Origin of the sequence: Streptococcus mitis (assembly GCF_002096925.1) — a bacterium.
Classification (GTDB): domain Bacteria; phylum Bacillota; class Bacilli; order Lactobacillales; family Streptococcaceae; genus Streptococcus; species Streptococcus mitis_AF.
In genome coordinates this window covers 1-26,593 of sequence record NZ_NCVN01000080.1, presented here as the reverse complement: position 1 = coordinate 26,593, position 26,593 = coordinate 1, and the positions used below count along the sequence as shown (strand labels likewise).

Annotated in this window: 22 protein-coding genes and 12 tRNA genes; 5 read left to right on the top strand and 29 right to left on the bottom strand. The window is 42.2% G+C overall.

Annotation, left to right across the window (positions count from 1 at the left end):
* Nucleotides 1–146: 146 nt before the first annotated feature.
* From B7692_RS07885 to B7692_RS07875, 3 genes are read left to right on the top strand one after another with little or no spacing between them, the layout of a single operon-like run.
* A complete protein-coding gene (locus B7692_RS07885; RefSeq protein WP_004258131.1) occupies nt 147–1,136 on the top strand; it encodes a PTS sugar transporter subunit IIB in 990 nt (329 codons plus the stop codon).
* Between the two features lie 25 nt (nt 1,137–1,161).
* A complete protein-coding gene (locus tag B7692_RS07880; RefSeq protein ID WP_000022716.1) occupies nt 1,162–1,965 on the top strand; it encodes a PTS mannose/fructose/sorbose transporter subunit IIC in 804 nt (267 codons plus the stop codon).
* A 23-nt stretch (nt 1,966–1,988) separates the two neighbouring features.
* Complete coding sequence (locus B7692_RS07875; RefSeq protein WP_000136865.1) at nt 1,989–2,900, top strand: PTS system mannose/fructose/sorbose family transporter subunit IID; 912 nt, start codon at nt 1,989–1,991, stop codon at nt 2,898–2,900.
* A 54-nt stretch (nt 2,901–2,954) separates the two neighbouring features.
* Here B7692_RS07875 and pepC read toward each other — a convergent pair whose 3' ends face one another.
* The 9 genes from pepC to tgt all read right to left on the bottom strand — a co-directional run bounded on the left by pepC (nt 2,955) and on the right by tgt (nt 16,200).
* Complete coding sequence (gene pepC / locus B7692_RS07870) at nt 2,955–4,289, bottom strand: aminopeptidase C (RefSeq protein ID WP_084930380.1); 1,335 nt, start codon at nt 4,287–4,289, stop codon at nt 2,955–2,957.
* A 111-nt stretch (nt 4,290–4,400) separates the two neighbouring features.
* Nucleotides 4,401–5,123: a pseudouridine synthase gene (locus B7692_RS07860; RefSeq protein WP_084930379.1), complete on the bottom strand. Its 723-nt coding sequence runs from the start codon at nt 5,121–5,123 to the stop codon at nt 4,401–4,403.
* A gap of 315 nt (nt 5,124–5,438) precedes the next feature.
* Nucleotides 5,439–5,669, bottom strand: coding sequence for a GlsB/YeaQ/YmgE family stress response membrane protein (locus B7692_RS07850; protein WP_000901572.1), 231 nt, complete (start codon nt 5,667–5,669; stop codon nt 5,439–5,441).
* A 9-nt stretch (nt 5,670–5,678) separates the two neighbouring features.
* Nucleotides 5,679–6,920, bottom strand: a complete 1,242-nt coding sequence (locus tag B7692_RS07845; protein WP_084930378.1) for an aminopeptidase — start codon at nt 6,918–6,920, stop codon at nt 5,679–5,681.
* Between the two features lie 23 nt (nt 6,921–6,943).
* The gene (locus B7692_RS07840) at nt 6,944–7,096 is read right to left on the bottom strand and encodes a hypothetical protein (protein ID WP_031237287.1); all 153 of its coding nucleotides are present in this window, start codon (nt 7,094–7,096) and stop codon (nt 6,944–6,946) included.
* Nucleotides 7,097–7,114: 18 nt separating this feature from the next.
* Nucleotides 7,115–11,506 carry a PolC-type DNA polymerase III gene (locus B7692_RS07835; RefSeq protein WP_084930377.1) on the bottom strand — a complete coding sequence of 1,464 codons (4,392 nt, stop codon included), beginning with the start codon at nt 11,504–11,506 and terminating at the stop codon, nt 7,115–7,117.
* 330 nt (nt 11,507–11,836) lie between these two features.
* Nucleotides 11,837–12,988 (bottom strand): N-acetylglucosamine-6-phosphate deacetylase, encoded by a 1,152-nt coding sequence (nagA, locus tag B7692_RS07830; protein WP_057517319.1) that lies wholly within the window; start codon nt 12,986–12,988, stop codon nt 11,837–11,839.
* Nucleotides 12,989–13,139: 151 nt separating this feature from the next.
* Entirely contained in the window at nt 13,140–14,957 is a 1,818-nt protein-coding gene (locus tag B7692_RS07825) for an acyltransferase family protein (RefSeq protein ID WP_084930376.1), read from the bottom strand.
* A gap of 100 nt (nt 14,958–15,057) precedes the next feature.
* Nucleotides 15,058–16,200 (bottom strand): tRNA guanosine(34) transglycosylase Tgt, encoded by a 1,143-nt coding sequence (tgt, locus tag B7692_RS07820; RefSeq protein ID WP_001285237.1) that lies wholly within the window; start codon nt 16,198–16,200, stop codon nt 15,058–15,060.
* A gap of 116 nt (nt 16,201–16,316) precedes the next feature.
* On the opposite strand from tgt, the gene B7692_RS07815 reads away from it, so the two are divergent.
* Nucleotides 16,317–17,174 carry a DUF975 family protein gene (locus tag B7692_RS07815; protein WP_084923214.1) on the top strand — a complete coding sequence of 286 codons (858 nt, stop codon included), beginning with the start codon at nt 16,317–16,319 and terminating at the stop codon, nt 17,172–17,174.
* A 25-nt stretch (nt 17,175–17,199) separates the two neighbouring features.
* Here B7692_RS07815 and pcp read toward each other — a convergent pair whose 3' ends face one another.
* Entirely contained in the window at nt 17,200–17,844 is a 645-nt protein-coding gene (gene pcp / locus B7692_RS07810; RefSeq protein WP_084930375.1) for a pyroglutamyl-peptidase I, read from the bottom strand.
* Nucleotides 17,845–17,960: 116 nt separating this feature from the next.
* Between pcp and B7692_RS11325 the strand changes: the two genes are divergently transcribed.
* Nucleotides 17,961–18,161, top strand: a complete 201-nt coding sequence (locus B7692_RS11325; protein ID WP_084930374.1) for a hypothetical protein — start codon at nt 17,961–17,963, stop codon at nt 18,159–18,161.
* On the opposite strand, the gene B7692_RS07800 is transcribed toward B7692_RS11325, so the two are convergent.
* The 19 genes from B7692_RS07800 to B7692_RS07710 form a co-directional block, all read right to left on the bottom strand.
* A complete protein-coding gene (locus tag B7692_RS07800) occupies nt 18,154–18,516 on the bottom strand; it encodes a DUF1304 domain-containing protein (protein WP_084930373.1) in 363 nt (120 codons plus the stop codon). The genes B7692_RS11325 and B7692_RS07800 overlap by 8 nt on opposite strands.
* A gap of 10 nt (nt 18,517–18,526) precedes the next feature.
* Nucleotides 18,527–18,952, bottom strand: coding sequence for a MarR family winged helix-turn-helix transcriptional regulator (locus B7692_RS07795; RefSeq protein ID WP_192855493.1), 426 nt, complete (start codon nt 18,950–18,952; stop codon nt 18,527–18,529).
* A gap of 318 nt (nt 18,953–19,270) precedes the next feature.
* Nucleotides 19,271–20,473 (bottom strand): LysM peptidoglycan-binding domain-containing protein, encoded by a 1,203-nt coding sequence (locus B7692_RS07790; protein ID WP_084930372.1) that lies wholly within the window; start codon nt 20,471–20,473, stop codon nt 19,271–19,273.
* Nucleotides 20,474–20,632: 159 nt separating this feature from the next.
* Nucleotides 20,633–21,259, bottom strand: a complete 627-nt coding sequence (locus tag B7692_RS07785) for an HAD family hydrolase (RefSeq protein ID WP_084930371.1) — start codon at nt 21,257–21,259, stop codon at nt 20,633–20,635.
* Between the two features lie 3 nt (nt 21,260–21,262).
* On the bottom strand, nt 21,263–22,543 hold the full coding sequence (locus B7692_RS07780) for an MATE family efflux transporter (RefSeq protein ID WP_084930370.1): 1,281 nt from the start codon (nt 22,541–22,543) through the stop codon (nt 21,263–21,265).
* Between the two features lie 60 nt (nt 22,544–22,603).
* Complete coding sequence (gene thrC / locus B7692_RS07775; RefSeq protein ID WP_084930369.1) at nt 22,604–24,088, bottom strand: threonine synthase; 1,485 nt, start codon at nt 24,086–24,088, stop codon at nt 22,604–22,606.
* Between the two features lie 75 nt (nt 24,089–24,163).
* A complete protein-coding gene (locus B7692_RS07770; RefSeq protein WP_084930368.1) occupies nt 24,164–25,441 on the bottom strand; it encodes a glutamate-cysteine ligase family protein in 1,278 nt (425 codons plus the stop codon).
* 107 nt (nt 25,442–25,548) lie between these two features.
* Nucleotides 25,549–25,632: transfer RNA gene (locus B7692_RS07765), tRNA-Leu, on the bottom strand.
* A gap of 9 nt (nt 25,633–25,641) precedes the next feature.
* A tRNA-Gln gene (locus tag B7692_RS07760) sits at nt 25,642–25,713 on the bottom strand.
* A gap of 13 nt (nt 25,714–25,726) precedes the next feature.
* A tRNA-His gene (locus B7692_RS07755) sits at nt 25,727–25,799 on the bottom strand.
* A 14-nt stretch (nt 25,800–25,813) separates the two neighbouring features.
* Nucleotides 25,814–25,884, bottom strand: a tRNA-Trp gene (locus tag B7692_RS07750).
* Between the two features lie 4 nt (nt 25,885–25,888).
* Nucleotides 25,889–25,969: transfer RNA gene (locus B7692_RS07745), tRNA-Tyr, on the bottom strand.
* A 12-nt stretch (nt 25,970–25,981) separates the two neighbouring features.
* Nucleotides 25,982–26,054: transfer RNA gene (locus tag B7692_RS07740), tRNA-Phe, on the bottom strand.
* A gap of 3 nt (nt 26,055–26,057) precedes the next feature.
* Nucleotides 26,058–26,131, bottom strand: a tRNA-Met gene (locus B7692_RS07735).
* Between the two features lie 10 nt (nt 26,132–26,141).
* Nucleotides 26,142–26,231: transfer RNA gene (locus B7692_RS07730), tRNA-Ser, on the bottom strand.
* Nucleotides 26,232–26,235: 4 nt separating this feature from the next.
* Nucleotides 26,236–26,307: transfer RNA gene (locus B7692_RS07725), tRNA-Glu, on the bottom strand.
* A gap of 8 nt (nt 26,308–26,315) precedes the next feature.
* A tRNA-Ile gene (locus B7692_RS07720) sits at nt 26,316–26,389 on the bottom strand.
* Between the two features lie 34 nt (nt 26,390–26,423).
* Nucleotides 26,424–26,494 (bottom strand) — tRNA-Gly (locus B7692_RS07715).
* 5 nt (nt 26,495–26,499) lie between these two features.
* Nucleotides 26,500–26,572 (bottom strand) — tRNA-Val (locus B7692_RS07710).
* Nucleotides 26,573–26,593 lie beyond the last annotated feature (21 nt).

The window sequence follows — 26,593 nt, the reverse complement described above, 5'->3', positions numbered from 1 at the left end:
AAACTCAATATATCAATATTTTCAGATGTAATCTTTTTAATTATTTTATGATAAATAGTTGATTTTTAGATGAAAACGGTTTATACTTAAAAAGTCTTAAAGTTTTCTTAAACGAAAACTAAAACAAAAAAGGAGGAATGACAATAATGAGTATCGGAATCATTATTGCGAGCCACGGCGAATTTGCTGCGGGTATTCATCAGTCAGGATCTATGATCTTTGGTGAACAAGAAAAGGTTCAAGTTGTAACCTTTATGCCAAATGAAGGTCCTGATGATCTATACGCTAAGTTTAATAACGCTGTTGCTGCATTTGACGCAGAAGATGAGGTTCTAGTTTTGGCTGACCTTTGGAGTGGATCTCCATTTAACCAAGCTAGCCGCGTGATGGGAGAAAATCCTGAGCGTAAGTTTGCCATCATCACAGGACTTAACTTACCGATGTTAATTCAAGCCTACACAGAGCGCCTCATGGACGCTGCTGCAGGTGTAGAAAAAGTCGCTGCTAATATCATTAAAGAAGCCAAAGATGGCATCAAAGCTCTTCCAGAAGAGCTAAACCCAGTTGAGGAAGTAGCAAGCGCTGCAGCTGCTCCAGTTGCCCAAGCTGCTATTCCAGAAGGAACTGTCATCGGAGACGGTAAACTCAAAATCAACCTTGCCCGTCTAGACACTCGTTTACTTCACGGTCAAGTTGCAACTGCTTGGACTCCAGATTCAAAAGCAGATCGTATCATCGTTGCTTCAGATAACGTAGCTAAAGACGAATTACGTAAAGAATTGATTAAACAAGCAGCTCCAGGTAAAGTGAAAGCAAATGTTGTTCCTATCCAAAAACTAATCGACGTTGCAAAAGATCCTCGCTTCGGAGGAACACATGCCCTTATCTTGTTTGAAACACCTCAAGATGCCCTTCGTGCTATCGAAGGTGGCGTGCCAATCAAAACTCTTAATGTTGGATCAATGGCTCACTCAACTGGTAAAACAATGGTTAACAACGTTTTGTCTATGGATAAAGAAGACGTTGCTACATTTGAAAAAATGCGTGACCTTGGTGTTGAATTTGATGTACGTAAAGTACCAAACGACACCAAAAAAGATTTGTTTGACTTGATCAACAAAGCAAACGTGCAATAATCGATTTTATGAAAGGATTTTAAAGATGTCTATTATTTCTATGGTTTTAGTAGTCGTTGTAGCCTTCCTAGCAGGTCTTGAAGGTATCCTCGACCAGTTCCAATTCCATCAACCAATCGTAGCTTGTACCCTTATCGGTCTTGTTACTGGTAACCTTGAAGCAGGGATCATCCTTGGTGGTTCTCTTCAAATGATCGCCCTTGGTTGGGCTAACATCGGAGCTGCCGTAGCTCCTGACGCTGCTCTTGCTTCTGTTGCTGCTGCCATTATCATGGTTCTTGGTGGCGACTTTACTAAGACAGGTATCGGTGTTGCCCAAGCGGTTGCTATCCCTCTTGCAGTTGCTGGTCTATTCTTGACTATGATTGTCCGTACACTCTCTGTCGGATTGGTTCACACTGCTGATGCTTCTGCTAAAAAAGGTGACTTCAAAGCAGTTGAACGTGCTCACTTTGTCGCACTTCTTCTTCAAGGTCTTCGTATTGCAGTCCCAGCAGCACTCCTTCTAATGGTACCAACTGAAACAGTACAAAGCATTCTAAATGCTATGCCTGATTGGCTCAAAGATGGTATGGCTATCGGTGGTGGTATGGTCGTTGCCGTTGGTTACGCTATGGTTATCAACATGATGGCAACTCGTGAAGTATGGCCATTCTTCGCTATCGGTTTCGTGCTTGCTGCCGTGTCAGATATTACTCTAATCGGATTTGGTGCTATCGGTGTTGCTATCGCTCTTATCTACCTTCACCTTTCTAAAACTGGTGGAAATGGTGGCGGAGGAGCCGCAACTTCTAACGACCCAATCGGCGATATCCTAGAAGACTACTAAGATAAGAAAGGACTGAAAACATCATGACTGAAAAACTTCAATTAACTAAATCAGATCGTAAAAAAGTTTGGTGGCGTTCAACTTTCTTACAAGGTTCTTGGAACTATGAACGTATGCAAAACTTGGGTTGGGCTTACTCATTAATTCCAGCTCTTAAAAAACTCTACACTAAGAAAGAAGATCAAATCGCTGCTCTTGAACGCCATCTTGAGTTCTTCAACACTCACCCATACGTAGCCGCTCCAATCATGGGGGTTACTCTTGCACTTGAAGAAGAACGTGCTAACGGTGTTGAAATCGATGACGCTGCTATCCAAGGGGTTAAAATCGGTATGATGGGGCCTCTTGCTGGTATCGGTGACCCAGTATTCTGGTTTACAGTACGCCCAATCCTTGGATCACTCGGTGCTTCACTTGCCCTTACTGGTAATATCTTAGGTCCAATCCTCTTCTTCGTTCTTTGGAACTTGATTCGTATGTCATTCTTGTGGTATACACAAGAGATTGGATACAAGGCTGGATCAGAAATCACTAAAGACATGTCTGGCGGTATCCTCCAAGACATCACTAAAGGTGCTTCTATCCTTGGTATGTTCATTCTTGCTGTCCTTGTTCAACGTTGGGTAAATATTAAATTTGCTTTCGATGTTGCCAAAGTTCAACTAGATGAAAAGGCTTATATCCATTGGGATAAATTGCCAGAAGGATCTAAAGGTATCCAAGAAGCATTCGCACAAGTAGGACAAGGATTATCTCAAACATCTGAAAAAGTTACTACTTTCCAACAAAACTTGGATATGTTGATTCCTGGACTATCAGGACTACTCCTTACTTTCCTTTGCATGTACTTGCTTAAGAAAAAAGTATCTCCAATCACTATTATCCTTGCACTCTTCGCAGTGGGTATTGTGGCACATGTTCTTCACATCATGTAATCAAGCAACTTAAAAGGAACCAGGTTCTAAACCTGATTCCTTTTTTCTATGCTTTTATTCAGCCAAGGCTCCCATTGGATCCCATGGTGCAAGAACAATTGGTTCTGCTTCATAGGCAGCCTGTTCTTCGGCTGTCAGCAATTCTTTGCGAACAACGATTTGGTAAGTGTATTCGTCCATCCAAGCGTCAGAGGCAACAAAGTAACCATCTGTACCAACCTTATCTCCCCAAGAGTTTTCAACCTTCCACTTGGTTGACTTGCCATTTTCGTCCAAATCCACACCCGTCAAGACCATAGCGTGGGTCATCAAGCTTTCGCTGTAGTCCAAACGTCCAGCCTTGTCTTGAGTGAATTGAATATCCATGCTTGATTCAAAGTCATAAACATCTGTCGCAAGGATTCCAGCTTTACGGTTGCTGAGCTGACCAACATCAGAACCAAACCAAACAGTCTCACCTGCTTGCATTTGAGCAATCGCCAATTCTTTTAAGCGCTCCATCGGCACGTTGATGTAGCGAACTGCACGGCTACCAACTACATTTCCTAACATCTCAACTGTGTAAGATTTGCCGTAAGGCTTGTCAGCAGTTGGGGCGTTGATAACAGAAACGTAGTCCTCTAGAGGAAGATTGACATATTTCTTGTAAAATTCCTGTGGTGTAATGCCCTTTTCGCTTTGGTAGTTGTTATCCTTATCGCGATAAGCAAAGTCAAATTTACGTGGTGGAAGACCCAATGACATAGCAAGGAAGTTAAAGATTTCTTGCAAGAGGTCTTCTTTCTTAGCTTGAACAGTCGCTTGGTCTGCGCCAGAAGCAAGCAAGTCACGCAAGATTTGAGCATCTTGGCGAAGCAATTTGTTAAGGATTGCATTTAGCTCACGGCTGCTACTAGATGAAACTGACTCAGGGTAAACTGACTTAGGCACGACACCGTATTTCTCAAAGAGAGACACCACCATATCCCATTGTCCACCATCTTGTTGTGGAGTTTGGAGTAGGAAGCTAACCTTACGACTCGTCAAGTCTTGGTCTGCAGTCGCAATGACTTGCTCCAAGAACCAGTTGGATTTCTCATACTTGTCCCAGAAGAATGTATGAGCCTGTGACAACTCAAAATTCTCCAGTTTGTATTGTGAGATGAGCTTGTGGCGGAAGGTGTTGAGAGCCGCAAACATCCAGCAACGACCAGACGCTTTCTGGTTGGTTACCTTGTCCTTAGTCAAATCCAATGAAAAAACAGGTGTATTGTCTACATGGCTTTGGCGACGTTCTAGGGCTGCAAAAATTCCGTTGTGGCTGGCAGCATTTTCAATCGCTTGGTATTTTACATTTGCTTCATAGTTGGCAAATAATTTATCAGTAAATGATTCTTGAATCGCGTTCATAGATTCCTCCTTTTATTCTACAGTCTATTATAACTCTTTTCACAAAGTAAGCAACTGAAAAACATAAAAGGCAAGGACATTCTTCCTCACCTTTTTCTAATATAAACCAAACTAAGCAATACTTGCAAGGAGAGCTTCTAATTCCTCCTCGGTCAAGCGACGCCATTCTCCTCTTTGTAAGTTCTCATCTAAAATCAGAGTTCCCATAGCCAAACGCTGTAGGTCTACTACTTCCTTGCCACAGTAGGCTACCATACGCTTGACCTGATGAAACTTCCCTTCTGCAATAGTCACACAGATTTGGCTCTGATTCTTTTCTGCATCTGTGTAAAGAATCTCCAGTCTAGCGGGCTGACAGGTAAAGTCTTTGAGCGGAATGCCCTTGGCAAATGTCTCTACGTCTTCTTGGGTCATAATTCCCTTGACCTGTGCCTGATAAGTCTTGTCAACATGACGCTTGGGTGAAAGAAGAGCATGAGCCAGCTGGCCATCATTGGTCAAGAGCAAAAGACCATGCGTGTCAATATCCAAGCGTCCTACTGGAAAAACTTCCTTGCTCCGAGCAATATCATCCAGCAAGTCCAGAACCGTTCTGTGCTTAGGATCCTCAGTCGCTGAAATAACTCCTTGGGGCTTGTTCATCATGTAGTAGACAAACTCTTCATACTCCAACACTTTCCCATCAAAGCGAATCTCATCTCTTTCTTCATCAATCTGCAATTTAGCTGACTTTTCTTTTTTACCATTTACCGTCACGCGACCAGCCTTGAGCAAGTTTTTGACCTCAGTTCGGCTCCCCACAGCGCAGGCAACTAAAAATTTATCCAATCTCATAGAACTATTATATCATACTCAAAAGGAGGCTGGTACAATGACCAACCTCCTTTTCGTTTCATACTCTTCAAAAATCTCTTCAAACCGCGTCAACGTCGCCTTGCCGTATATATATGTAACTGACTTCGTCAGTCTTATCTACTACCTCAAAACGGTGTTTTGAGCTGACTTCGTCAGTTCTATCTGCAACCTCAAAACAGTGTTTTGAGCTGACTTCGTCAGTTCTATCTACAACCGCAAAGCAGTGATTTGAGTAGCCTGCGGCTAGTTTCCTAGTTTGCTCTTTGATTTTCATTGACTATCAGATTTAAGAAATTAACTTCCTCGTCTCCAGAAAATCGCTAAGACAATCATGGAACCTAGTACTGCCGGAATAATGGCAGTTCCTGCTATTATCGGTCCCCAAGTCCCAAAAAGCAAGTGGCCTATAAAAGCACCAATCCAGCCCAGAAACATTTTTCCAAAACATCCCATTCGCTCTCCACGATTGGTCAGAGTACCTGCTAAAAATCCCACTAGGAGACCAACGAACATGCTTCCTAACATATTATCTCCTTAATTTGCCCAATCTCCGTTACGGAAGAGTGGTACACGTGTCCCATCCTCACGGATACCATCGATATCCATTTGGTTAGAACCAATCATAAAATCTACGTGAACATCTGAACGGTTAAGCCCCGCGGCTTCAAGCTCCTCTTCGCTCATATCCGCTCCACCAACGATGCTAGTCGCATAGGCTGCACCGATAGCCAAGTGATTTGACGCATTCTCATCGAAAAGGGTGTTAAAGAAGGTAATGCCTGACTGAGAAATTGGGCTTGGATCTGGTACCAAGGCACATTCACCTAAGGCACGCGCACCCGCATTTTCAAAGACAAGGTCTTTCATGACCTGATCACCCTTCTCAGCAGTGATATCTACGATTTGTCCATCCTTAAAGGTTACCTTAATACCTTCAATGATATTTCCGTTATAGCTAAGCGGTTTTGTAGAAGTGACATAACCATCTGCGCTACGGAAGTCAGGCGCTGTGAAGACTTCCTCTGTCGGCATATTTGGCAAGAATCCTTCGCCCTGTGCATTGATAGCACCAGCTGATTCCCAAACGTGGTTCTTTGGCAAACCAAGTGTCAAATCTGTCCCTGGCGCTGTGTAGTGAAGAGCTGAAAATTGCTCTTTATTAAGCATATCGGCCTTGCTCTTGAGGATAGCTGCATGCTCTTCCCAAGCCTTAACAGGATCTTCTTCATAGACACGACAAGTTTTGAAAATTTGGTCCCAAAGGAGATCAACTGCCTCTTCGTCGCTCGCAGCATTTGGAAAGACTTTCTTAGCCCACTCAAGTCCAGCAGCGGCCGCTACAGTCCAGCTAACCTTGTTGGATTGCGTTGCGATGCGCATTGGCTTCATGGCAAGTCCCATAGCTTTAGCAGAAGCTGAAAGCTTGTCAGCATCCACACCGTTCAAAGCACCTGGATCAGATGAACGAACTCCAAGACGGCTAGCCTTGTTTTCCAAAAGATAGTTCATCTCAGCAATCTTATATTCTGGCACATTGTCCAAACGCTCCATCGGCGCATGGAGGAATTTCTCACGGTTAATCACATCATCTGTCCACTGAACAATAACCTCATGCGCACCCAAAGCATAAGCTTCTTTGACGATTAAGTGAGCCAACTCACGTTGCTCCACATCGATAGAGAGAGCCAAAGTGTGACCAGGTTGCACGTTGATACCGTTCGCAACCAATAATTTTGCATATTTTTCTAGATTTTCTTTAAAATTTGGTAAAACCATTTTATTCTTCCTTTTCTTTTTGTTTATTTTTCTTTCAAAGCAGAGAATAATCCTGCTAAAGCAATGGAACCTGACAAGAGTGCTGTTGATAGAAGAATTGTCTGATCAGCAATTTCTAATTGATATTCAAATACTTTCTCAGCCGGCTTATCTTCCGCAAAAATTCTTAGTTTCATCTTTTTTCCTCCAAGACCTTAAAACAACTCATCAAACAAACTCAACTGATTATCCTCTGGCATATTGCCCAGAATTCCCATTTCATCCATTTTTTCAACCAAGGTTGATGAGAGTCCACCACGCTTGCGTAGTTCTGTTTTAGAGAGGAATTCTCCCTCTTCACGCGCTCGCACCAACTGCTTAGCAACGTTCTCTCCCAGACCATCCATTGCTACAAATGGTGGAATCAGTGTATCTCCGTCAATGATGAATTCAGTCGCATCACTACGGTAAAGGTCTAACTTCCCAAACTTGAAACCACGCTCCCACATCTCATTGACAATCTCAAGTGTTGTATAGAGATCGATTTCCACATTAGAAGCTTCATTGTTCTTCCGCTTTTCAGAGATTTCTTCCATTCTACGCTTGATGGCATCCAAGCCCGCACCCATGGTCTTGATATCAAAAGCCTTAGCACGGATTGAGAAGTAAGCACAATAATAATAAATCGGATGGTGAACCTTGAAGTAAGCTACACGCAAGGCCATCATAACGTAGGCTGCCGCATGGGCTTTAGGGAACATGTACTTAATTTTCCCACAAGACTCGATATACCACTCTGGCACCTTATTAGCCTTCATAGCTTCGATATAGCCATTCCGCTCCTCTTCGGAAATCTTGAGCCACAAGCCCTTACGTACCCGTTCCATGATGGTAAAGGCCATCTTAGGTTCGAGACCAGCATGCATGAGATAAACCATGATGTCGTCCCGACAACCGATAACGGTTGATAGGTCAGCAATCCCTTGCTTAATCAAATCTTGGGCATTGCCCAGCCAAACGTCGGTACCGTGGGACAGACCTGAGAGCTGAAGTAACTCCGCAAAAGTCGTCGGATGCGTCTCATCTACCATCCCACGTACAAAGTTGGTCCCAAACTCTGGAATCCCCAGCATGCCTGTCGGAGTTCCGATTTGTTCAGGAGTCACACCTAGCACATCAGTCCCAGAAAAGAGGGCCATCACGCCTTCGTCATCCATAGGGATTTCATTAGGATCAATACCAGACAAGTCCTGAAGTTTTCGAATCATGGTCGGATCATCATGTCCCAGTACATCGAGTTTGAGGACGTTCTCGTCGATATCATGGAAGTTAAAGTGAGTGGTCTGCCATTCAGCTGTCACGTCATCTGCTGGATATTGGACAGGCGTAAAGTCGTAGACATCCATGTAGTTAGGAATAACAACGATCCCCCCCGGGTGTTGTCCTGTTGTCCGCTTGACACCAGCCGCACCTTGAGCGAGGCGTTCCACCTCTGCATCACGATAAAACTTGCCATAATCTCGCTCATAGCCCTTGACAAAACCATAGGCAGTCTTGGCAGCCACCGTACCAACCGTTCCTGCACGGAAGGCATATTCTTCACCAAAGATATCACGCACATCCAAGTGAGCACTAGGCTGATCTTCTCCCGAGAAGTTCAAGTCAATATCGGGAACCTTGTCCCCATCAAAACCAAGGAAGGTCTCGAAAGGAATATCCTGTCCGTTTTTACTGAGTTTATGACCACATTTAGGACAGTCCTTATTGGGCATATCAAAACCTGAACCGTAAGATCCATCGGTGATAAACTCACTGTACTGACACTGACCACAGACATAGTGAGGAGAGAGAGGATTGACCTCTGTAATCCCAATCATGGTCGCAACAAAACTAGATCCGACAGATCCACGAGAACCAACCAAGTAACCCCGTTCATTAGAACGTTGCACCAACATCTGGGAAGCCAGATAAATCACAGCAAATCCATTCCCCAGAATGGAAGTCAATTCTTTTTCAATCCGCAAATCAACAATATCTGGCAGCGGATTTCCATAAATCTCAAAAGCTTTCTTATAGGTCAACTCAGCAACTGTTTCTTCAGCCTTGTCAATGAAAGGCGTATACAAGTCACCCTTAACTACCTCAACAGGTTCAAAGATATCTGCCAAGGCATTGGTGTTTTCAATAACCAATTTCCGAGCTAATTCCTCTCCCAAGAAGGCAAATTCATCCAACATCTCATTGGTTGTTCGAAAATGAGCCTTCGGAAGAGGAGCTGGTTGGGCATGTTCCCCATGACCGATAGTTCGGTTAACCATAGCTCCCTGTCCCAAACTACGGACAATAATTTCACGGTAAATTTCTTCTTCTGGTTCGATATAGTGGACATTTCCCGTAGCCAAAACGGGCTTACCAAGGCGTTCTCCAACCTCTATCAAACTTTTGATAATGGTCTGGAGTTCTTCCATATCCTTAACCTGCTCCTTGGCAATCAAGGGAGCATAGATAGCTGGTGGCATGACCTCGATAAAGTCATAATACTTGGCCACCTCAACCGCCGCATCCACGCCCTGGGAAACGACTGCATCAAAAACTTCACCTTCTGCACAGGCTGAGCCTAAAATCAAGCCCTCCCGATGGGCATCTAGAACCGTTCTCGGAATTCGTGGCACCCCTTCAAAGTATTTGGTATTGGACAAAGAAACCAACTTAAAGATATTTTTTAGACCTACCTGATTCTTGACATAAATGGTCGCATGCTTGATTCGAGCTTTTTTATAAGAATCTGGACTAACCAAATCAATATTGAGTCTAGCTAAATCCGTCACACCATGTTTTTCTGCTACCTCTTTGATAAAGATGAAAAGCAGACGACCAGTAGCTTCCGCATCGTAATTGGCCATGTGGTGATGTTCCAAAGCCACACCAAAACGCTTGGTCAAAGGCCCCAAACCATGACGTTTATACTCAGGATAGAGATTTCTAGCAAACTCGAGCGTATCAATAACTGGCTGACTAATCTTTGGCAGACCATGACGTTCATAGTTGGCATTCATAAAGCCAACGTCAAAGGTGGCATTGTGGGCGACTAGGACCGTATCCTTACAAAATTCTTGGAATTCTTGCAAAACTTGTTCCAGTGGCTTGGCATTTTTGACATGATCATCTGTAATTCCAGTCAACTCAGTAGTAAAAGCTGACAAGGGATGCCCAGGATTGATAAATTCATCAAATTCAGCAATGACATTCCCCTTGTACATCTTAGAAGCTGCAACCTGAATCAAGTCATTATAGATAGCTGAAAGTCCTGTCGTTTCCACGTCAAAGACCACGTAGGTCGCTTCTGACAAGTCCATCTCCACTTCGTTATAGACGATAGGGACACGGTCCTCCACGATATTGGCTTCCATTCCATAGATTAGCTGGATTCCCGCTTTCTTAGCAGCCTTATAGCCGTGTGGGAAGGACTGGACATTCCCATGGTCCGTGATGGCAACCGCCTTGTGTCCCCACTTAGCAGCTGTCGCAACGATTTCTTCGACCTCTGGCAGAGCATCCATAGTCGACATGTTAGTATGAGCATGAAACTCAACTCGACGCTCTCCTTCTGGCATCAAATCCTTCCGCTCATAGTGAACAACTTCCTGCACATCCTGTACGTTCATAGTCAAATCACGTGTGAAGTTATTCATCTCCACATTCCCACGCACTCGGAGCCAAGAATTCTTCTTGATGAGATCAAACTTCTGGGCCTCTTCCTCGTTCTTAACCCACTTTTGCATAGAAAAACTTGAAGTGTAGTCAGTCATTTTAAAGTTGATCAAAACACGCCCTGTTCTGGTCACTTTTTGCTCCACATCAAAAACAACCCCTTCAAAGACCAGACGATTTTCCTCCGTCGTCACTTCGATCATAGGAGTAATCTCTGCCTTATCCAGCTTGGGTTTAGCTGCAGCTTTTTTAGCTTGAAAATCAAAGGATGGTTTCTCTTCCGCTGGAGGAGGTGCCATCTGTTCTAGTTGTTCCATAGCACGGAGCGCTTCCTCATTGGCCGCTTGAACAATCTGCTCATTTTCAGCTTGAAAGGCTTCTTCCTGCTCATGAGTCAGCATATCATTCTTCTCTACTTGACAGTTAAAAGTTGGAAATCCAAATTTTTCAAGTTGTTTCGCTAAATTAGGAAGGTGATTCTTCTTAAAGTGTTCCTTATCAATCGCCTCGGAACCTTCAATAAAGAGTTGGTTCCCCTCCGCACGAACTTGCAAATTTTGATAAAGGGACTTAAAACCTTGACTCGAACACGGACCTTCAGAAAAAGCCTCTCTATAATAGGCCTGTAAGAGCTGATTTGAAAATTCTTGAGACCGAGCCTTGATTTCGAAAACAGCTTTATTGCCTGTCTTAGAAAATTCTTCGCTCAAACCTTTCTTTAATTCTAAAAAGATTTCAATCGGTAAAATATTAGAAAATACGAAATGAAACTCCCATACCTTACTAATTTTATGAACCACAACTCGCTCAATATCGGCCTGTGCTAAAGCAGGAGCCTGTCTCATTTCAGCAGGCATCCCCAATTGATTCATCAAAATTTCAAAACTATTTGACATTCATTTTCCTCACATTATTCTCCTACTATTTTACCATATTTAGAGGTATTTTCTAAAGACAAAAGGAAGCCACTTCAAGACAACAAAGAATTTTCTTATGTATATCCTTACTCCTCATTTAAGGATATTTACCTAGGGAAATTAAAAAATCTTCCAAACAGTACTCCCTCCCCAAAAAGTTAGATGAATAGTTTATCTAGAGAATTTAGTTCTGTTTTACACATAACGAAAACACCCCGAAAGTTAGGCGGAAAAAATCTAACTTTTGGGGTGCAATTTATTCTTTATAAAACCTGAAAAGAAATCAGTCACTAACTCCTGCTTTCTCTCTTATGCTTGATAACGTTTCACACCATCTAGATAGGTTGCTACCAATTCCAAATCTTTATCTAATACGATAAAGTCTGCATCATATCCTTCGCGGATTTGGCCACAGACATCGTCAATGTGAACAGATTTTGCTGGGTTGAAGCTGGCCATCATGACTGCTTCATGCGGATTCGCAATTCCCCATTCGACAACATTTCTCATACCATCTTTAAGTTTGAGGATAGAACCTGCCAAATTACCAGTAGATTTGAGACGTGCAGTTCCATTTGCTACTACAACAGGGAATTCTCCCAACATATAGTCACCGTCTTCAAGCCCACCAGCTGTCATACAGTCCGTAATAAGAGCGATGTTTTCTGTCCCCTTTTGCTTAAGTAAAATCTCACAAGCTTTTGGATCTACGTGATAACCATCACAGATCAATTCTGCGTAAGTATGTGGGAGCTCATACATAGCTCCTACCATACCTAGTTCGCGGTGTGTTAAACCACGCATCCCATTATAGGCATGTACCCATACACTAGCTCCAGCATCAACTGCCTTCTTAGCTTGTTCAAATGTCGCATCTGAGTGTCCAAGTGCAACTGTCACACCTTCACCTGTAATAGTACGTACAAAATCTTCCACTCCATCACGTTCTGGTGCAATAGCGATTTTATTTAGCATCCCTTTTGCAGCATCCTGCCAAGAATGAAACTCCTCAACACCCGGGTCTCTCATATAAGTTGGATTTTGTGCCCCCTTAAAAGTTTCTGTGAAATATGGACCTTCATAATAAATCCCACGAATCTTAGCACCTGTTGCTTCTTTATAATGGTTTCCAAGATTTTCAGTGACTGCAAGCAATTGCTCATAAGTGGCTGTTAAAGTTGTGGGCAAGAAACTGGTAACACCGGTACTAAGAAGTCCTTCACTCATAGTATGCAATGTACCTTCAATGTTGTTGTCCATCACATCTACACCTGCATATCCATGAATATGAGTATCCACAAGACCTGGTGCAATGCTATAACCAGTATAGTCAAGAACCTCTGCTCCTTCAGGAATTTGATCCACATGTTTCCCAAATTTGCCATCAACAAGTTCTAAGTACCCACCGCGACGAATGCCAAATGGATAGAAAAACTGATCCGCTTTAACGTAATTAGGCATAATAATGACCTCCTTAAAAGATTACTTTTGATATTTATTATGTCAATTATATTATAAACCTTTCTGATTCATTTGTAAATGGTATAGACCTGTTTTCTAGAGATATTTTAAAAGAGCTGGATTTCTCCAACTCTTCTCTTTTTAATACAAGTTATTTTGATTTGACCGGCTTGTCTTGAGCTGTTTGCAAGGCTGCAGCAATGGTATCTGCATACAATTTAGCTCCTGCTTCAATTTTACTATTGTCACTTCCAAAATGGACTTGGTCTGTCCCAGTCCAAATTTCTGGATGTTCCTTAGCAGCTTGATTCCAATCTGCTATCGTGATGTAAGGAGTCTTCTCTGCCAATTCTCTCATATAGGCAGCCGCCTTCTCAACGATTGCATAGGTCTCTTTTGTCTTATCTCCTTCATAAGGAGTCACTAAAACCATATGGTGCCCCTTAGGAAGATTTTTCACGATACTATCCCAATCTTCCTTATAATTTTCAGGATTATTTACCCCTGTTGCAATAACCACCATCTTTGGTAGAAATTTATTCTGGCTATTGTTGAGCATGATTTCGTTGGCGGTCTTGGTTGTTCTGCTGACTTGTGCATTAATCTGTGCCCCTGGAAGGGCTGTCTGCAACGCTGTATTAGCTCTTAGTGCTACCGAATCACCAATTAACATAGTGCCATCAGCAATTCCTAAACTATCAGCTTCTGCTCGTTCTGTCATTACCTTGGTCTGGTTAATATTTGTTGCAGCTTGCTTCAAGCCATTGACAGTTAAGTCTGTCTCAAAAGCTCCCACTTGTGGTGCCAACAGAGTTACTAAGAAGACAATGAAGGCCAAGATTCCTGTACTTGCTGCAAGGATTGTGTGAATATGAGGAAGAGGACGAAGGGTTTGTAAAACAGGTGTGTTCTTTCCTGCAATCCAAGGTTCCAACACATAAAATGATAGGCTGGCGAATCCATAAGAAAAAATCAAAGTTAATAACACAGCAAGAAGATTTGATGTCAACTGTGAAAAAATGATATAGAAAGGCCAATGGAAGAGATAAACTGCATAGCTAGTATCTGCTAAAAAGCTAATAATCTTTGGTTCCTGTATATGAGGAGTCTTTTCATGTAAGACACGCGCCGCCAGAATCATAGCAATGGCTGCAAGGCTGGCAAGCAAGAAGCCCATAAGATAGGCAAAGAGATAGGTAAATTTGACAAAGAAGGTCAAAATGAGTAAGAAGCCAAAACCTCCCCCAAAAACTAAAAGGGTCTTGCGTAAATCCCAGATTTTATCCAATTGCTTAACTAGGGAAGTCGTCTGACGAACGCCTACGATAGTTGCTAACACACTTCCCAAAAAGAATGGATAGACATGAGTTAAACTGGAGAAGTAAACAGAGGAATAAGAGGTTACTAGAAAACTACCAATAAACATGGAGAAGAAGCTGATCAAGAAGGCAACAGCAGATAAGAGAAAGACCATTCCTCTCAACTGACCATTTGATTTAGCCTGCTTAGATAAGAACCAAACTGCCAATCCCCAGAGGATATAGTAGTGAACCTCAACAGCCAAGCTCCAATTATGAACAAACAAATGAGGAATGAACTGAGATTCATAACTCCCACCTGTTAGCAGTTCATAGAAGTTGGTCATGAAGCCTAAGACACCCGCAATCTGACCCCCAATTCCAGCCACATAATCTTGCCGAACTAGAAAAGTAAAGGGCATGGTTACCAAGACCATCAAAACCACAGGTGGCACAATACGATAAAAGCGTCTCCTAAAAAATCCAACCAAATCAATTTCATGATTTTTAGAAAATTCTTCGATGAGTAGAGCCGTAATCAGGAAGCCTGAAAACGTGAAAAAGACATCTACCCCGAAAAATCCTCCAGGAAAGATAGTCTGAAAGAAATGATACAAGAGTACCAGTAGTAAACCTGTAATCCTAATCAAGGAAAACCATTTAATGCGCATACGAGTTTATTCTCCCTTTCATTATACACTTTATTCTATCAAAAAAAGAAGAAAAATCCCAAGAGAAAACTTAGGATTTTTAGCTTATATCAATTCCATTTTAGAAATTGCGTCCTGACTTATTATAGCCATATTTTTCAACAAAATACTCACGGAATTCCAAGAGATTGTCATCCATGATGGCTTGTCGCACTTGCTTCATCAGGTTAAGCAAGAAGTAAAGATTGTGGTAGCTAGTCAAGCGGATACCAAAGGTTTCATCAGCCTTGAGCAGGTGACGAAGATAAGCGCGTGTATAGTTCTTACATGTGTAGCAATCACACTCAGGATCCAGTGGCGTAAAGTCCTCAGCAAACTGAGCATTTTTGACAACCAAACGACCTTGACTGGTCATACAAGTTCCGTTACGAGCGATACGAGTCGGCAAGACACAGTCAAACATATCCACCCCACGAATCACCCCATCAATCAAGCTATCTGGCGCTCCCACACCCATCAGATAACGAGGTTTATTTTCAGGAAGCAGTTGGGTTGTGAAGTCCAAGACAGCATTCATCTCTTCGTGGGTTTCTCCCACTGCCAAACCACCGATAGAGTAGCCTGGGAAGTCCATGCTGACAAGGTCATGAGCCGATTGTCGACGAAGGTCTTCAAATCCAGCCCCCTGCACAATCCCAAATAACCCTTGGTCATGCGGACGACGATGAGCCTTCAAACCACGCTCAGCCCAACGGCTGGTACGCTCGATTGATTTCTTAACGTAGTCGTAAGGTTGATAAAACTGAGGACATTCGTCAAAGGACATCATGATGTCTGAGCCCAAATTATTCTGAATAGAAATGGCTTTTTCTGGGGACAAGAACATCTTAGAACCATTGAGATGGTTTTTAAAGGTTACTCCTTCTTCTGTGATATTACGGCTATCTGCTAAGGAATAAACCTGGAAACCACCACTGTCCGTCAAAATAGGTTGATCCCAATTCATGAATTTGTGGAGACCACCTGCGCGTGCGATGAGTTCATCTCCAGGGCGAAGCCAAAGATGATAGGTGTTTGACAGGATAATTCCCGAACCCATCTCCTTCAATTCTTCAGGCGACTGAGTTTTGACAGTAGCTTGTGTCCCAACTGGCATAAACATAGGTGTCGGGAAGGTTCCGTGGGGAGTGATAATTTCTCCCAGACGAGCTCCCGTGTGTTTTTCTTTCTTAATCAAACGATATTTGATTGGTGAATCTGACATTTTTTACCTCCGAAGCTGGGAAAAACAGTCCCAGTTCATACTTTGTGCCCAAGGGCATACTGTATGATTTTATCAAAAAAAGTAGGAACTGTCACGAACTATGGTATAATGAGAGAATGAAATACCCAAAAATTGATTTAAAAACCATTCGTCTGCAGGCTAGACAATTCCAAGCTGAAAATCCCCGCCTCTTTCTCGTCTATCTCTTACCTAGCATGCTGGTCATCTTGTCTGGTTTCCTCAATCCCTTAGAGCGCATTAACGAGGCTATTTTAGAGCAATCCTTTTTAAGTGTGCTTGGCCATGTAACTAAAGCCTACCTTTTTCCACTATTGGTTTCCTTTATCGGAACAATACTTCTAACCAGTTCCGTCTACACAACACTTAAACTCATCAAGAATCCTGATACAGAACTATCCGTCAAAAATAGTCTTACTCTCTTTAACGAAGAACACTTTTCACAAACCTTTTTGACTCTTCTTCTCAAACGTTTCTACCTCTTCTTATGGAGCATTCCTAGTTTACTTGGGATTTACTTCCTCTTTTATAGTAGCTTTCTAGCAAAGAAATTCGTTGCCATCCATCCTGAATTTCCTAATCTGGATCTCACGTCAGTTGAAACTGAGCACTTCCTCATGACCTTTGGTCTTTACTTTCTAGCAAGTATCCTCTTGATGATTGTAGGAAATAGTCTCTATATTCCACAATACTATGCTTATTCGCAGGTAGAATTTCTCCTCTGTGACACCCTAAACTTAGGGCAAGCCAGACCAGGACAAATCCTCAAAACTAGCCGTTTCCTGATGAAAGGCTACAAATTTCAACGCTTTGTCCTAGACTTACAACTCCTTCCTTGGTACTTCCTCAATTGGATTACCTTTGGAATTGCTAGTTTCTCACTCCTACCCTATATTCAAATCAATAAAATAATTTTCTACAGAGCAGTACTGGCTCGAAAACGTCCAAAAGCTTGAAGGTGACCCCTCAAGCTTTTTTCTATCAATGAGTTTCTCCGCCCACCAACTTGAGATCCTGATCTCCATGTTCTATAATGGCGCCGATTGCCGCTTCTAGCCCTCGCCTAATATCCACTAAACTCATAGCTGGAGTGGTAGGCCGATTCACCACCTGTTCCATCATATAAGGAATATGCATAAAACCTGCCTTAACATGTGGAAATTTTTTTTCTACCAAATAGAGGGCCTGATACATCAAATGATTGCAGACAAAAGTCCCTGCCGTATTGGAAACAGAGGCCGGTAATCCCTCTTTTTTTATAGCTTGGACCATCGCTTTAATCGGTAAACTACTAAAATAGGCCGAGGCCCCATCTGGACGAATAGGAAGATCAATCGGTTGATTTCCTTCATTATCAGGAATCCGTGCATCATCTTGATTAATAGCCACTCGCTCAGGTGTCAAGCTGGTTCTTCCACCTGCTTGGCCGATACAAAGGATAAAGTCAGGTTGATAACGATCCATCTCTTCTTCCAATACTTGGGCCGATTTGTGAAAGACTGTCGGTACTTCTAGCCAACAAACCTCAGCACCATGGATTTCAGATGGTAAACCTTTAATAGCCTCCAAGGCTGGATTGACCTTTTCCCCTCCAAAGGGCTCAAAACCTGTCACTAATACTTTCATTTATAGCTCCTTATAACCAATTCAATGAGACTCTTTTCTTAAAAACAAGTATAACATATTTCCCTTATTCTGGAGTGAAAAGGACTAGCGAGACTAGAATTGGCCTCTGATACTCAATGAAAATCAAAGAGCAAACTAGGAAGCTAGCCACAGGTTGCTCAAAGCACTGCTTTGAGGTTGTAGATAAGACTGACGAAGTCAGCTCAAAACACTGTTTTGAGGTTGTGGATAGAACTGACGAAGTCAGTAACCATACCTACGGCAAGGCGACGCTGACATGGTTTGAAGAGATTTTCGAAGAGTATGAGCTTATTTAAAGAATAAAATACTAATCAAGGCCAAAATAGCTGGTCCACCTTGCTTCAAAATAATTTTCTTATCTGCTGTTAAAGAGCCATAAGCCGCAGCACCAATCACAAATAAGACAAAAATAGTCACAATTTCTAAATTCTGTGAGAAATAAATCCCATACAAGAGAAAGATACCTAGCAAGGCATTATAAATTCCTTGATTTTTGAACAATGAACTTACCGACGGACGAACCAATTCTTCCTTTTTCATGTTAAAGACACGACTAGTCGCATCTGATTGCGTAGCAATACTTTCCAAATAAAAAATGTAAAAATGCTCCAAAGCAACGATCGTTGCTAAAATGATTGTCATAATTGACATATTTTTCTCCTTAAATTTCTATATTTTCAATACCCAAAACCAATTTGTTTAATAAACGGCTGAGTTCTGTTCTTTCAGACTCTGTTAAGATACTTTCCATCTCTTCCTTGACCTTGATATGTTGCAGAGGTGGATTCACCACTAACTGCTCCTTGGCATACTTCGTAGCCTCTACCAACACTTCCCGCTGATTTTCAGGATTACGATGACGCTCCACCAAACCTTCCTTTTCCAAAATCTTGAAATGTCGTGTTAAAGCAGCCTGATCAATCTTCAAACGCTCCTGAACCGCTATTTGGTTACAAGGGGAATATTCCAGCAAAAACAGTAAAATCTGATACCTTGTCAAACTAATCCCAAGCCTTTTTTCAAACAATTGTGTGCTCGCTTGCTCAGACAAGCGGAGTTGATAAAGTAAATCCTGAATCTCTATCATTTCTTTCTCCTTTCTATTGATTAATCAATAGTTGACTAATCAATTATATTATAAAATAAAATAGATTGCAAGAATGTTGCTTCAATCATTACAAAATGGTAACTTCCATTTTCCATTCATATTGATACTCAATGAAAATCAAAGAGCTAACTAGGAAGCTATCCGTAGGTTGTTCAAAGCACAGCTTTGAGGTTGCAGATAAAACTGACGTGGTTTGAAGAGATTTTCGAAGAGTATGACAAAGAAAAAACGAACGAGACTTACTTCCTATCACGAAAGCTAGATCTCATTCGTTAAAATGATATTACAAAGTCTGATTTATCCATTCATTGAAACGTGAACGTGATCATAGTGATTCTCTGTTACGCTACCACGGTCTGGCATTGAATTCCAAGTATTAGCTGGTCCATATTTGCTATCGAATGAAGCATAGAAACGTTGTTTCCAGATGATATAACTAATACCACGACTAGCCATATTTTGAATAGCGTATTCCGCAATCTTATCCCCTAATTCTGAGCTTTCTGGTACCATAAAGTCGATAGCCAAACCTTTTCCGTGATCTCCACTGTCTCCTGGACGGTAACCACTAAAGGATGTGATGCCAAACAAGTTAGCAATTTCTTCTTTAAAGGCCGCTGTTTGTGGTTGAAGGCCTGCATTTTCAGATTTCGCTACCGCAAGTCCAGCATAATCGGGCGCTGCTGGAGCTGCGTAAGTTGTTGAAACTGTTTTCTTCTCTTCTGGTTGATAAGTAGAAACTGCTGTTGTAGCTTCATTTGATGAGGCTTCTTTTAATTCTTCTGAACTTGTTGCAGTTGTTTCGATTGCTGTTTCTTCTGTTGGAGTTGTAGTTTCTTCCACTGTTGAAACATCTTGTGGGCTTGCTTGAGTTTCATTTTTCTCAGCTGAAGTCGTTGCCTGAGGAGCTGCTTCTGCAACTGCACTACTTGTTTCGGCTGTTTGCTCCTCTGACGTTGAAGTATTTGTAGATGGTGCTACTTCTTCTGCAGTAGCAACTGTCTCTGCAACTTCTGAATTTGTTGCTACTTCTTTTGTACTTGTAGTTTCTACCGCTTTTGGCGCTTCTGCAATCGGTTGAGAAAGGTCTGCAACCTGAACAGTTTGATCATCTACGGTCACTTGATTGGTTGTCAAATCTGCTGTCGCAGTTGTCACCTCTTCACTAGAAGCCGCTTGAGGTGTTTGGATTTCAACTTCTGTTACTTCTTCTGCTTCATTGACGGTCGTTGTCAAAACAGTTTCTGGGAAAATCAAGTCCATATTAGTGATTTTATTCAAATTCGCAAGAACTGTGACATCTACACCCAAGGCTTCTGCAATGGTGCTCAAGGTATCACCATACTGAACGGTATAACTTGTTTTGTTGTCCGTTTTAGTCAAATCGTTTTGGATTTGCTCAACACTACGTGCAGTCCAAAGAACTTCTTCTGCTTGAGTTGCCAATACTGGGGCAAATGACAAGGCTACTGTTGAAGCTAATAATATTCTTTTCTTCATTCTTTCCTATTCCTTTCAAATGAGTACCTGTCTATCATAACACAAAAAATGCAGAAAAAAAGCCCTCTCGGGCCTATTTAACAGAACTGTCTATTCCTTGTAACAAACTTGGTTACTTGAAATAGTTTGTTAGGTCTCTGTCACAAAACTGACACAATCTTATCGTTCCCAATCCCCAAAAATATAAGGAATATCTGCTAACCCTTGAATCCTATGATTTCCTTCATAAGTCGACTCTAAAAAGTTGATACTTTGAATCCCACTATTCTGGGCAAATTCCACATCCAGAGTCCGATCCCCTATATAATAGGTCTTCTCAGAATCCAACTGATACTTGCCTAACAGATAGTTAGCCGCTTCTGGACTTGGCTTCCGCACAAAACCACTCTGACTGGTTAAAATCTCTGTAAAATAAGATTCCAAACCCAAGTCTCTGAGAATGGTACGAGCATTGTCTCCCTTATGAGTGTAAACAAACTGCTGAATTCCTGATTCCTCTGCCCAAGCTAGCACATCACGCGCACCTGGCATCAAAACTACCTGAGCATTCTTCTCAGCCAAACTCTGGGCACGCACCTGATTTAGCATTTCCACATCCAGCTTTCTCTCTTCCGCCACCTGCACAAGTAAATCCTGCACAGAATACTTGAGGATAAACTCTCTCACCTGCTCCTTATCATAAGGAATAGAAAACTGAGCAAAAGTTTCCTCAATCCCTGATAAAATCGCTTCATAAGAGTCCAATAAAGTCCCGTCTAAATCCCAAATAAAAGCTGTTTTTTGCATTTCCTATCCTTTCAAGCTCATATAGCGCTGGTAACGGTAACGTAGAAATAACCAACGAAAACCATTATCCAAAAGGGTTCCGGCCCAAATACCGGGCAAACCCCAACCAAGCACAATCCCCATCAGATATCCTGTTCCAATGCGGATACACCACATTCCTATACTTGTCGCATAAAAGGGAAGCCGAGCATTGCCCAAACCCTGCCAGACTGCTGTATAGATGACTGTTCCTATCGTCATAGGAGTACCAAGTAGTGAAAAAAGTGTCACTAGAACACTAGCCTCCACCGCTAGAGAATCAGTCGTATATAGATGAGTTAGTGGTATACCCAAAGCATAGATACTGAAGGTCAAGGGTAACATGAGAAGCAGAGAAAGCCAAAAGGTTTGCTTGCTCAAACTAGCGACTCTTTTCCAATTATCCTCCCCAACTGCTCGGGCCACCAGCATGACCGTTGCCGTAGCGACGCCAAAGGCAGGCATATAGTTAAACTGGGTCAAGACTTCTCCGACTGCATTTCCAGCCACTGCCTCTGTCCCGAAATACACAACCAAGGCAATGATTACTACATCTCCAGCCCGCATCATAAGCCGCTCTCCAGCTGCTGGCAAAGCTAAGGTCAATAGTTCCTTATCTAAACCAAAAGTCGGTTTCTCAAAAGGCAACTTTAATTGCGACCATAAAATCACAAGACCAACCAAACGGGACAGAATAGTCCCCCAAGCAACACCAGCTATCCCCATATCCAGAACAAAAATAGCTAGACTGGAAAAGAGAATATTCAAGGCATTTGACAAGAGACTAACATAAAGAGGCAGACGTGGATTATGCGTTGCACGAATCAAGGCTCCCAAACTCGTCATCAAGCCCAAAAGAACAATCGATCCGCCTACCAAGGATAGATACAGTCCACCACTCTCAGCCACAGCCTGCTCAGTTCCCAAAAGTCCTATCATCTCTTGCCCAGCAAAGATAGATAAAACTCCTAAAAGGAAACTTAATAGTAAAGTAATTTTCAAGGCTTCAGTCACATGATAGGCTAGCTTTGACTGATCCTTCTGCCCCAAACTTTTTGAAATAACACTAGAAATAGCTGCCCCTAGAGCAATGAAAATCGCTTGATAAATCGTGATAATATTACCAGCTACTGATACACCCGAAATGGCTATCAATCCTAAATGAGCAACCAAATAACTGTCCACCATTCCCATGAGCATCTGCAAAAAGTTTTCACCCATAGCTGGCAAGGCAATATTAAGAATGTCTTTATTTTTCTTAAACAATCCTTCCTCCTGATGAAAAGAAACTCAGTTGGTTTCCCAACCGAGTTTACTCCCTCTGTCTTAAAGTCCTAGATAAGCCTCAACCGCTGCTTGCATATCAGCAGCTGCCACTGTTGTTTTATGACGAACTGGAGCTGTTTCAAGGCCATCAACTGCTGGTGGCACTGCCACTCCTGAAATGTCATGTAATTGAGCCAAGGCTTCAAAGTCTGTCAAACCAGATTTCCCTGTCACAGCCTCTACTGCAACCACTGGGAACTTGTATGGACTAGCTGTTGAAGCAATCACTGTCTTGGTAACATCGCCAGTAGCCGCTTGGTATTTCTTATAAACTGCCGAGGCAACCGCCGTATGTGGATCCTCGATATAAGAATCTGCCTCATAAACACGCTTGATTTCTGCTGCCGTTTCTTCCTCAGTCGCATATTCAGCTGCAAAGAGGTCCAAAATCTCTGCATCAAAGTCTGTCAACTCATATTGTCCTTGCTTGTTCAAGGCATTCATAAGTTCAGCTGTTTTAACCGCATCATTACCTAAAAGATGGAAAATCAAACGCTCCAAGTTTGAAGATACCAAAATATCCATAGATGGACTAGTAGTCACTTTAAACTCACGTTTCTTGTCGTAAACACGTGTCTTGAAAAAGTCTGTCAAAACATTGTTGTCATTTGAAGCACAGATTAATTTGCCAACTGGTAGACCAATTTGCTTAGCATAAAAGGCAGCCAAGATATTTCCAAAATTTCCTGTTGGTACGGTAAAGTTGATCTGTTCACCAGCCACAATCTCACCAGTCTTAACCAACTGAGCATAGGCATAAACATAATAAACAATCTGTGGCACCAAACGACCAATATTCATAGAGTTTGCAGATGAAAATTGCAACTTGTTAGCCGCTAATCTTTCACGAAGAACTACGTCGTTAAACATGTGCTTCACATTTGTTTGCGCATCGTCAAAGTTACCATCAATAGCGATAACATGAGTATTGTCGCCAGTCTGAGTGGTCATTTGCAACTCTTGTACCTTGCTGACACCGTCTTTGGGATAAAAGACGATAATCTCAGTACCGGGTACATCTGCAAATCCTGCCATAGCAGCTTTCCCTGTATCACCAGATGTCGCTGTCAAAATGACGATTTTGTTCTCCAAGCCATGCTTCTCAGCAGCAGTCGTCATAAAGTAAGGCAAGATTGACAGAGCCATATCCTTGAAGGCAATCGTTGAACCATGGAACAGTTCCAAGTTGTATTGCCCGTCTAATTTCACTAAAGGCGCTATAGCTGGAGTATCAAACTTGCTATCGTAGGCATTGTTGATACAGTAGTCTAATTCCTCTGTAGTAAAATCATCTAAAAATGCTGACAAAACTAACTTAGCAACTTCCTGATAAGAAGCATCTTTCAATTTGTCAAAGTCCAAATCTACCTTTGGATAAGTAAGCGGTGTAAACAAACCACCGTCCGTCGCTAAACCTTGCAAAATAGCTTGGCTGGCAGTTACTGTATTGTTGGCATCACGCGTTGATTGATAAACTAATGTCATTACTCTCTATCCTTTATCTATAGTCTCATCCATTATATCATGATTTTTCAGAAAATTCTCCTTTTATAAGAGAAATTATAGGCTCAATTCTTCTCTCAAAGGCTGTAAATAGGTCATTTCTTGCTTATTTCTCATCTCTAGTCCTTCCTCAGCTAGCAGGAGTAAGTCTTTTGAAAACTCTATAATCGCAGTTTTCTCCTCATCTGTAAGCTTTTTCTTAGAAAATTGTCGTCTTAAAAACTTATAATTTCGGCCAAATGCTGTAAAAAAAGGTGCTGTACTTAAGTAAGCTTCTAACTTATCTAAATTAACCAACAATCCTAAGTGAAAAGCTGCTGAAGCGAAGGTTCTATCTAGAGGTTGAGTACACACACTACGAAACTCAACTGTTCCTCGAGTCGTTAAGTCTTGATACTGATAACTACGATGAGTTTCAAAATCTTTCTCTTGAGGATAAATAAGAATCTCATCCCCATTAAGTGCATATGCTTGGATTTCAGGTGTAGCTAAATAGTCCCTAGCCTGAATGGGATAAAAATAATAGGTTTGTCCATCACGTTCCGCAGTAAAAATTGAAGAATGATCTAGATAATCAAAAAAATCATCCTCATCTTTAAATAGCCTAGCATTGACACCGACGTTCTCTGGATAGATACCATGCATCGAGTCTTCCCAGAAAATGTCCCTTGAAATTTTCGTATCCCAATCTGCTCCCGAAAACTCAGAGTTTGGAAATAAATAAGCCTTAGCCGCTTCAATTTGAGTAAAAGCATTAATCACCCGTAAGTAGTTAGACTTTGAAACATCCAACTGTACCTGACTCCCACAGATAAACGCTCCGTATTCAGGGAATTGATGTAAGTCTGATTTAGTCACATTTCTATTCAAATTCAAATAGTCCATCAACATCTGATAGCGTGGGTAAGCCACTGGACAATTATCATTTTTATCCCAGTTGGGATGAATACCACAGCCAACAATAGCATGATTTGATTCAGCTAACTTCTTCTGGATTGCTTCCATATAAATACTAAAACGTTCTTCAACCTCTTGTATCGTTTCAGCCTTACCAAATGCAAACTCAATCGTTGTATAGGAAACTTCAAATAAAATAGCATCCTGACTTATCCGATCCACTAACTGGATAGGATTGCCAAAATCATCTACCTTTTCTACAGTGAAATCCAAAGTTGAAGCTAAATATCTGAATAAGTTCTTGATAACTTCAACATTTGTAGCATCCCCTTCTAAATTTGCAACAGGATATTCCAACTCAACTCCAATAAACAATTTAGGATTTTTTTTAATATTTTTCAAATACCGATGTTTTAATAAATCGATAGAACGAGACATACTTCCCTACACTTTCATAATCTAAATAAAATTTGAATAACTATCATTATACCAAAAATAATATAAAAAAGGAACGAAGATTTACAACGTTCCTTAACTTTATACTATACCGGCGGCCGGGGTCGAACCGGCACGTCCTTGCGGACACTGGATTTTGAGTCCAGCGCGTCTGCCAATTCCGCCACGCCGGCAAATAGTAACTGGGGTAGCTGGATTCGAACCAACGCATGAGGGAGTCAAAGTCCCTTGCCTTACCGCTTGGCTATACCCCAATAATATAAAATAGGCGAGTGATGGGGATCGAACCCACGCATGCCAGAGCCACAATCTGGTGTGTTAACCACTTCACCACACCCGCCATAATTCTATTAACACGGGCAGTAGGAATTGAACCCACACTGAAGGTTTTGGAGACCTTAGTTCTACCTTTAAACTATGCCCGTAAAATGGAAGGGGAGGGATTCGAACCCCCGAACCCGAAGGAGCGGATTTACAGTCCGCCGCGTTTAGCCTCTTCGCTACCCTTCCAAAATATATAAATGGCGCGAGACGGAATCGAACCGCCGACACATGGAGCTTCAATCCATTGCTCTACCAACTGAGCTACCGAGCCTTATTGCGGGAGCAGGATTTGAACCTACGACCTTCGGGTTATGAGCCCGACGAGCTACCGAGCTGCTCCATCCCGCGTTAATACAAAAGGAGGATGTGGGATTCGAACCCACGCACGCTTTTACACGCCTGACGGTTTTCAAGACCGTTCCCTTCAGCCGGACTTGGGTAATCCTCCATAATAGTCCGTACGGGATTCGAACCCGTGTTACCGCCGTGAAAAGGCGGTGTCTTAACCCCTTGACCAACGGACCAAACTTTATGGGCACGAGTGGACTCGAACCACCGACCTCACGCTTATCAGGCGTGCGCTCTAACCACCTGAGCTACGCGCCCAAGTTAAAAAACTTGGTAATTGAACAAAGTTCAAAGCGGGTGACGAGAATCGAACTCGCGACAACAGCTTGGAAGGCTGTAGTTTTACCACTAAACTACACCCGCTTAAATGGGAGTTAACGGGATCGAACCGCTGACCCTCTGCTTGTAAGGCAGATGCTCTCCCAGCTGAGCTAAACTCCCTAGAGCTAAGCGACTTCCATA

Excerpts from the sequence above, each read along its gene's own strand:
- B7692_RS07850 (WP_000901572.1), bottom strand. The coding sequence starts at position 5,669 with ATGTTAGGAAGCATGTTCGTTGGTCTCCTAGTGGGATTTTTAGCAGGT.
- nagA (WP_057517319.1), bottom strand. The coding sequence starts at position 12,988 with ATGCCTAATTACGTTAAAGCGGATCAGTTTTTCTATCCATTTGGCATT.
- B7692_RS07815 (WP_084923214.1), top strand. The coding sequence starts at position 16,317 with ATGAAATACCCAAAAATTGATTTAAAAACCATTCGTCTGCAGGCTAGA.
- pepC (WP_084930380.1), bottom strand. The coding sequence starts at position 4,289 with ATGAACGCGATTCAAGAATCATTTACTGATAAATTATTTGCCAACTAT.
- B7692_RS07795 (WP_192855493.1), bottom strand. The coding sequence starts at position 18,952 with ATGATAGAGATTCAGGATTTACTTTATCAACTCCGCTTGTCTGAGCAA.
- B7692_RS07825 (WP_084930376.1), bottom strand. The coding sequence starts at position 14,957 with ATGCGCATTAAATGGTTTTCCTTGATTAGGATTACAGGTTTACTACTG.
- B7692_RS07875 (WP_000136865.1), top strand. The coding sequence starts at position 1,989 with ATGACTGAAAAACTTCAATTAACTAAATCAGATCGTAAAAAAGTTTGG.
- pcp (WP_084930375.1), bottom strand. The coding sequence starts at position 17,844 with ATGAAAGTATTAGTGACAGGTTTTGAGCCCTTTGGAGGGGAAAAGGTC.
- B7692_RS07885 (WP_004258131.1), top strand. The coding sequence starts at position 147 with ATGAGTATCGGAATCATTATTGCGAGCCACGGCGAATTTGCTGCGGGT.
- B7692_RS07840 (WP_031237287.1), bottom strand. The coding sequence starts at position 7,096 with ATGAAACTAAGAATTTTTGCGGAAGATAAGCCGGCTGAGAAAGTATTT.
- B7692_RS07880 (WP_000022716.1), top strand. The coding sequence starts at position 1,162 with ATGTCTATTATTTCTATGGTTTTAGTAGTCGTTGTAGCCTTCCTAGCA.
- B7692_RS07860 (WP_084930379.1), bottom strand. The coding sequence starts at position 5,123 with ATGAGATTGGATAAATTTTTAGTTGCCTGCGCTGTGGGGAGCCGAACT.
- B7692_RS07835 (WP_084930377.1), bottom strand. The coding sequence starts at position 11,506 with ATGTCAAATAGTTTTGAAATTTTGATGAATCAATTGGGGATGCCTGCT.
- B7692_RS07785 (WP_084930371.1), bottom strand. The coding sequence starts at position 21,259 with ATGCAAAAAACAGCTTTTATTTGGGATTTAGACGGGACTTTATTGGAC.
- B7692_RS07770 (WP_084930368.1), bottom strand. The coding sequence starts at position 25,441 with ATGTCTCGTTCTATCGATTTATTAAAACATCGGTATTTGAAAAATATT.
- B7692_RS07845 (WP_084930378.1), bottom strand. The coding sequence starts at position 6,920 with ATGGTTTTACCAAATTTTAAAGAAAATCTAGAAAAATATGCAAAATTA.
- B7692_RS07790 (WP_084930372.1), bottom strand. The coding sequence starts at position 20,473 with ATGAAGAAAAGAATATTATTAGCTTCAACAGTAGCCTTGTCATTTGCC.
- B7692_RS11325 (WP_084930374.1), top strand. The coding sequence starts at position 17,961 with ATGAAAATCAAAGAGCAAACTAGGAAGCTAGCCACAGGTTGCTCAAAG.
- B7692_RS07800 (WP_084930373.1), bottom strand. The coding sequence starts at position 18,516 with ATGTCAATTATGACAATCATTTTAGCAACGATCGTTGCTTTGGAGCAT.
- tgt (WP_001285237.1), bottom strand. The coding sequence starts at position 16,200 with ATGTCAGATTCACCAATCAAATATCGTTTGATTAAGAAAGAAAAACAC.
- thrC (WP_084930369.1), bottom strand. The coding sequence starts at position 24,088 with ATGACATTAGTTTATCAATCAACGCGTGATGCCAACAATACAGTAACT.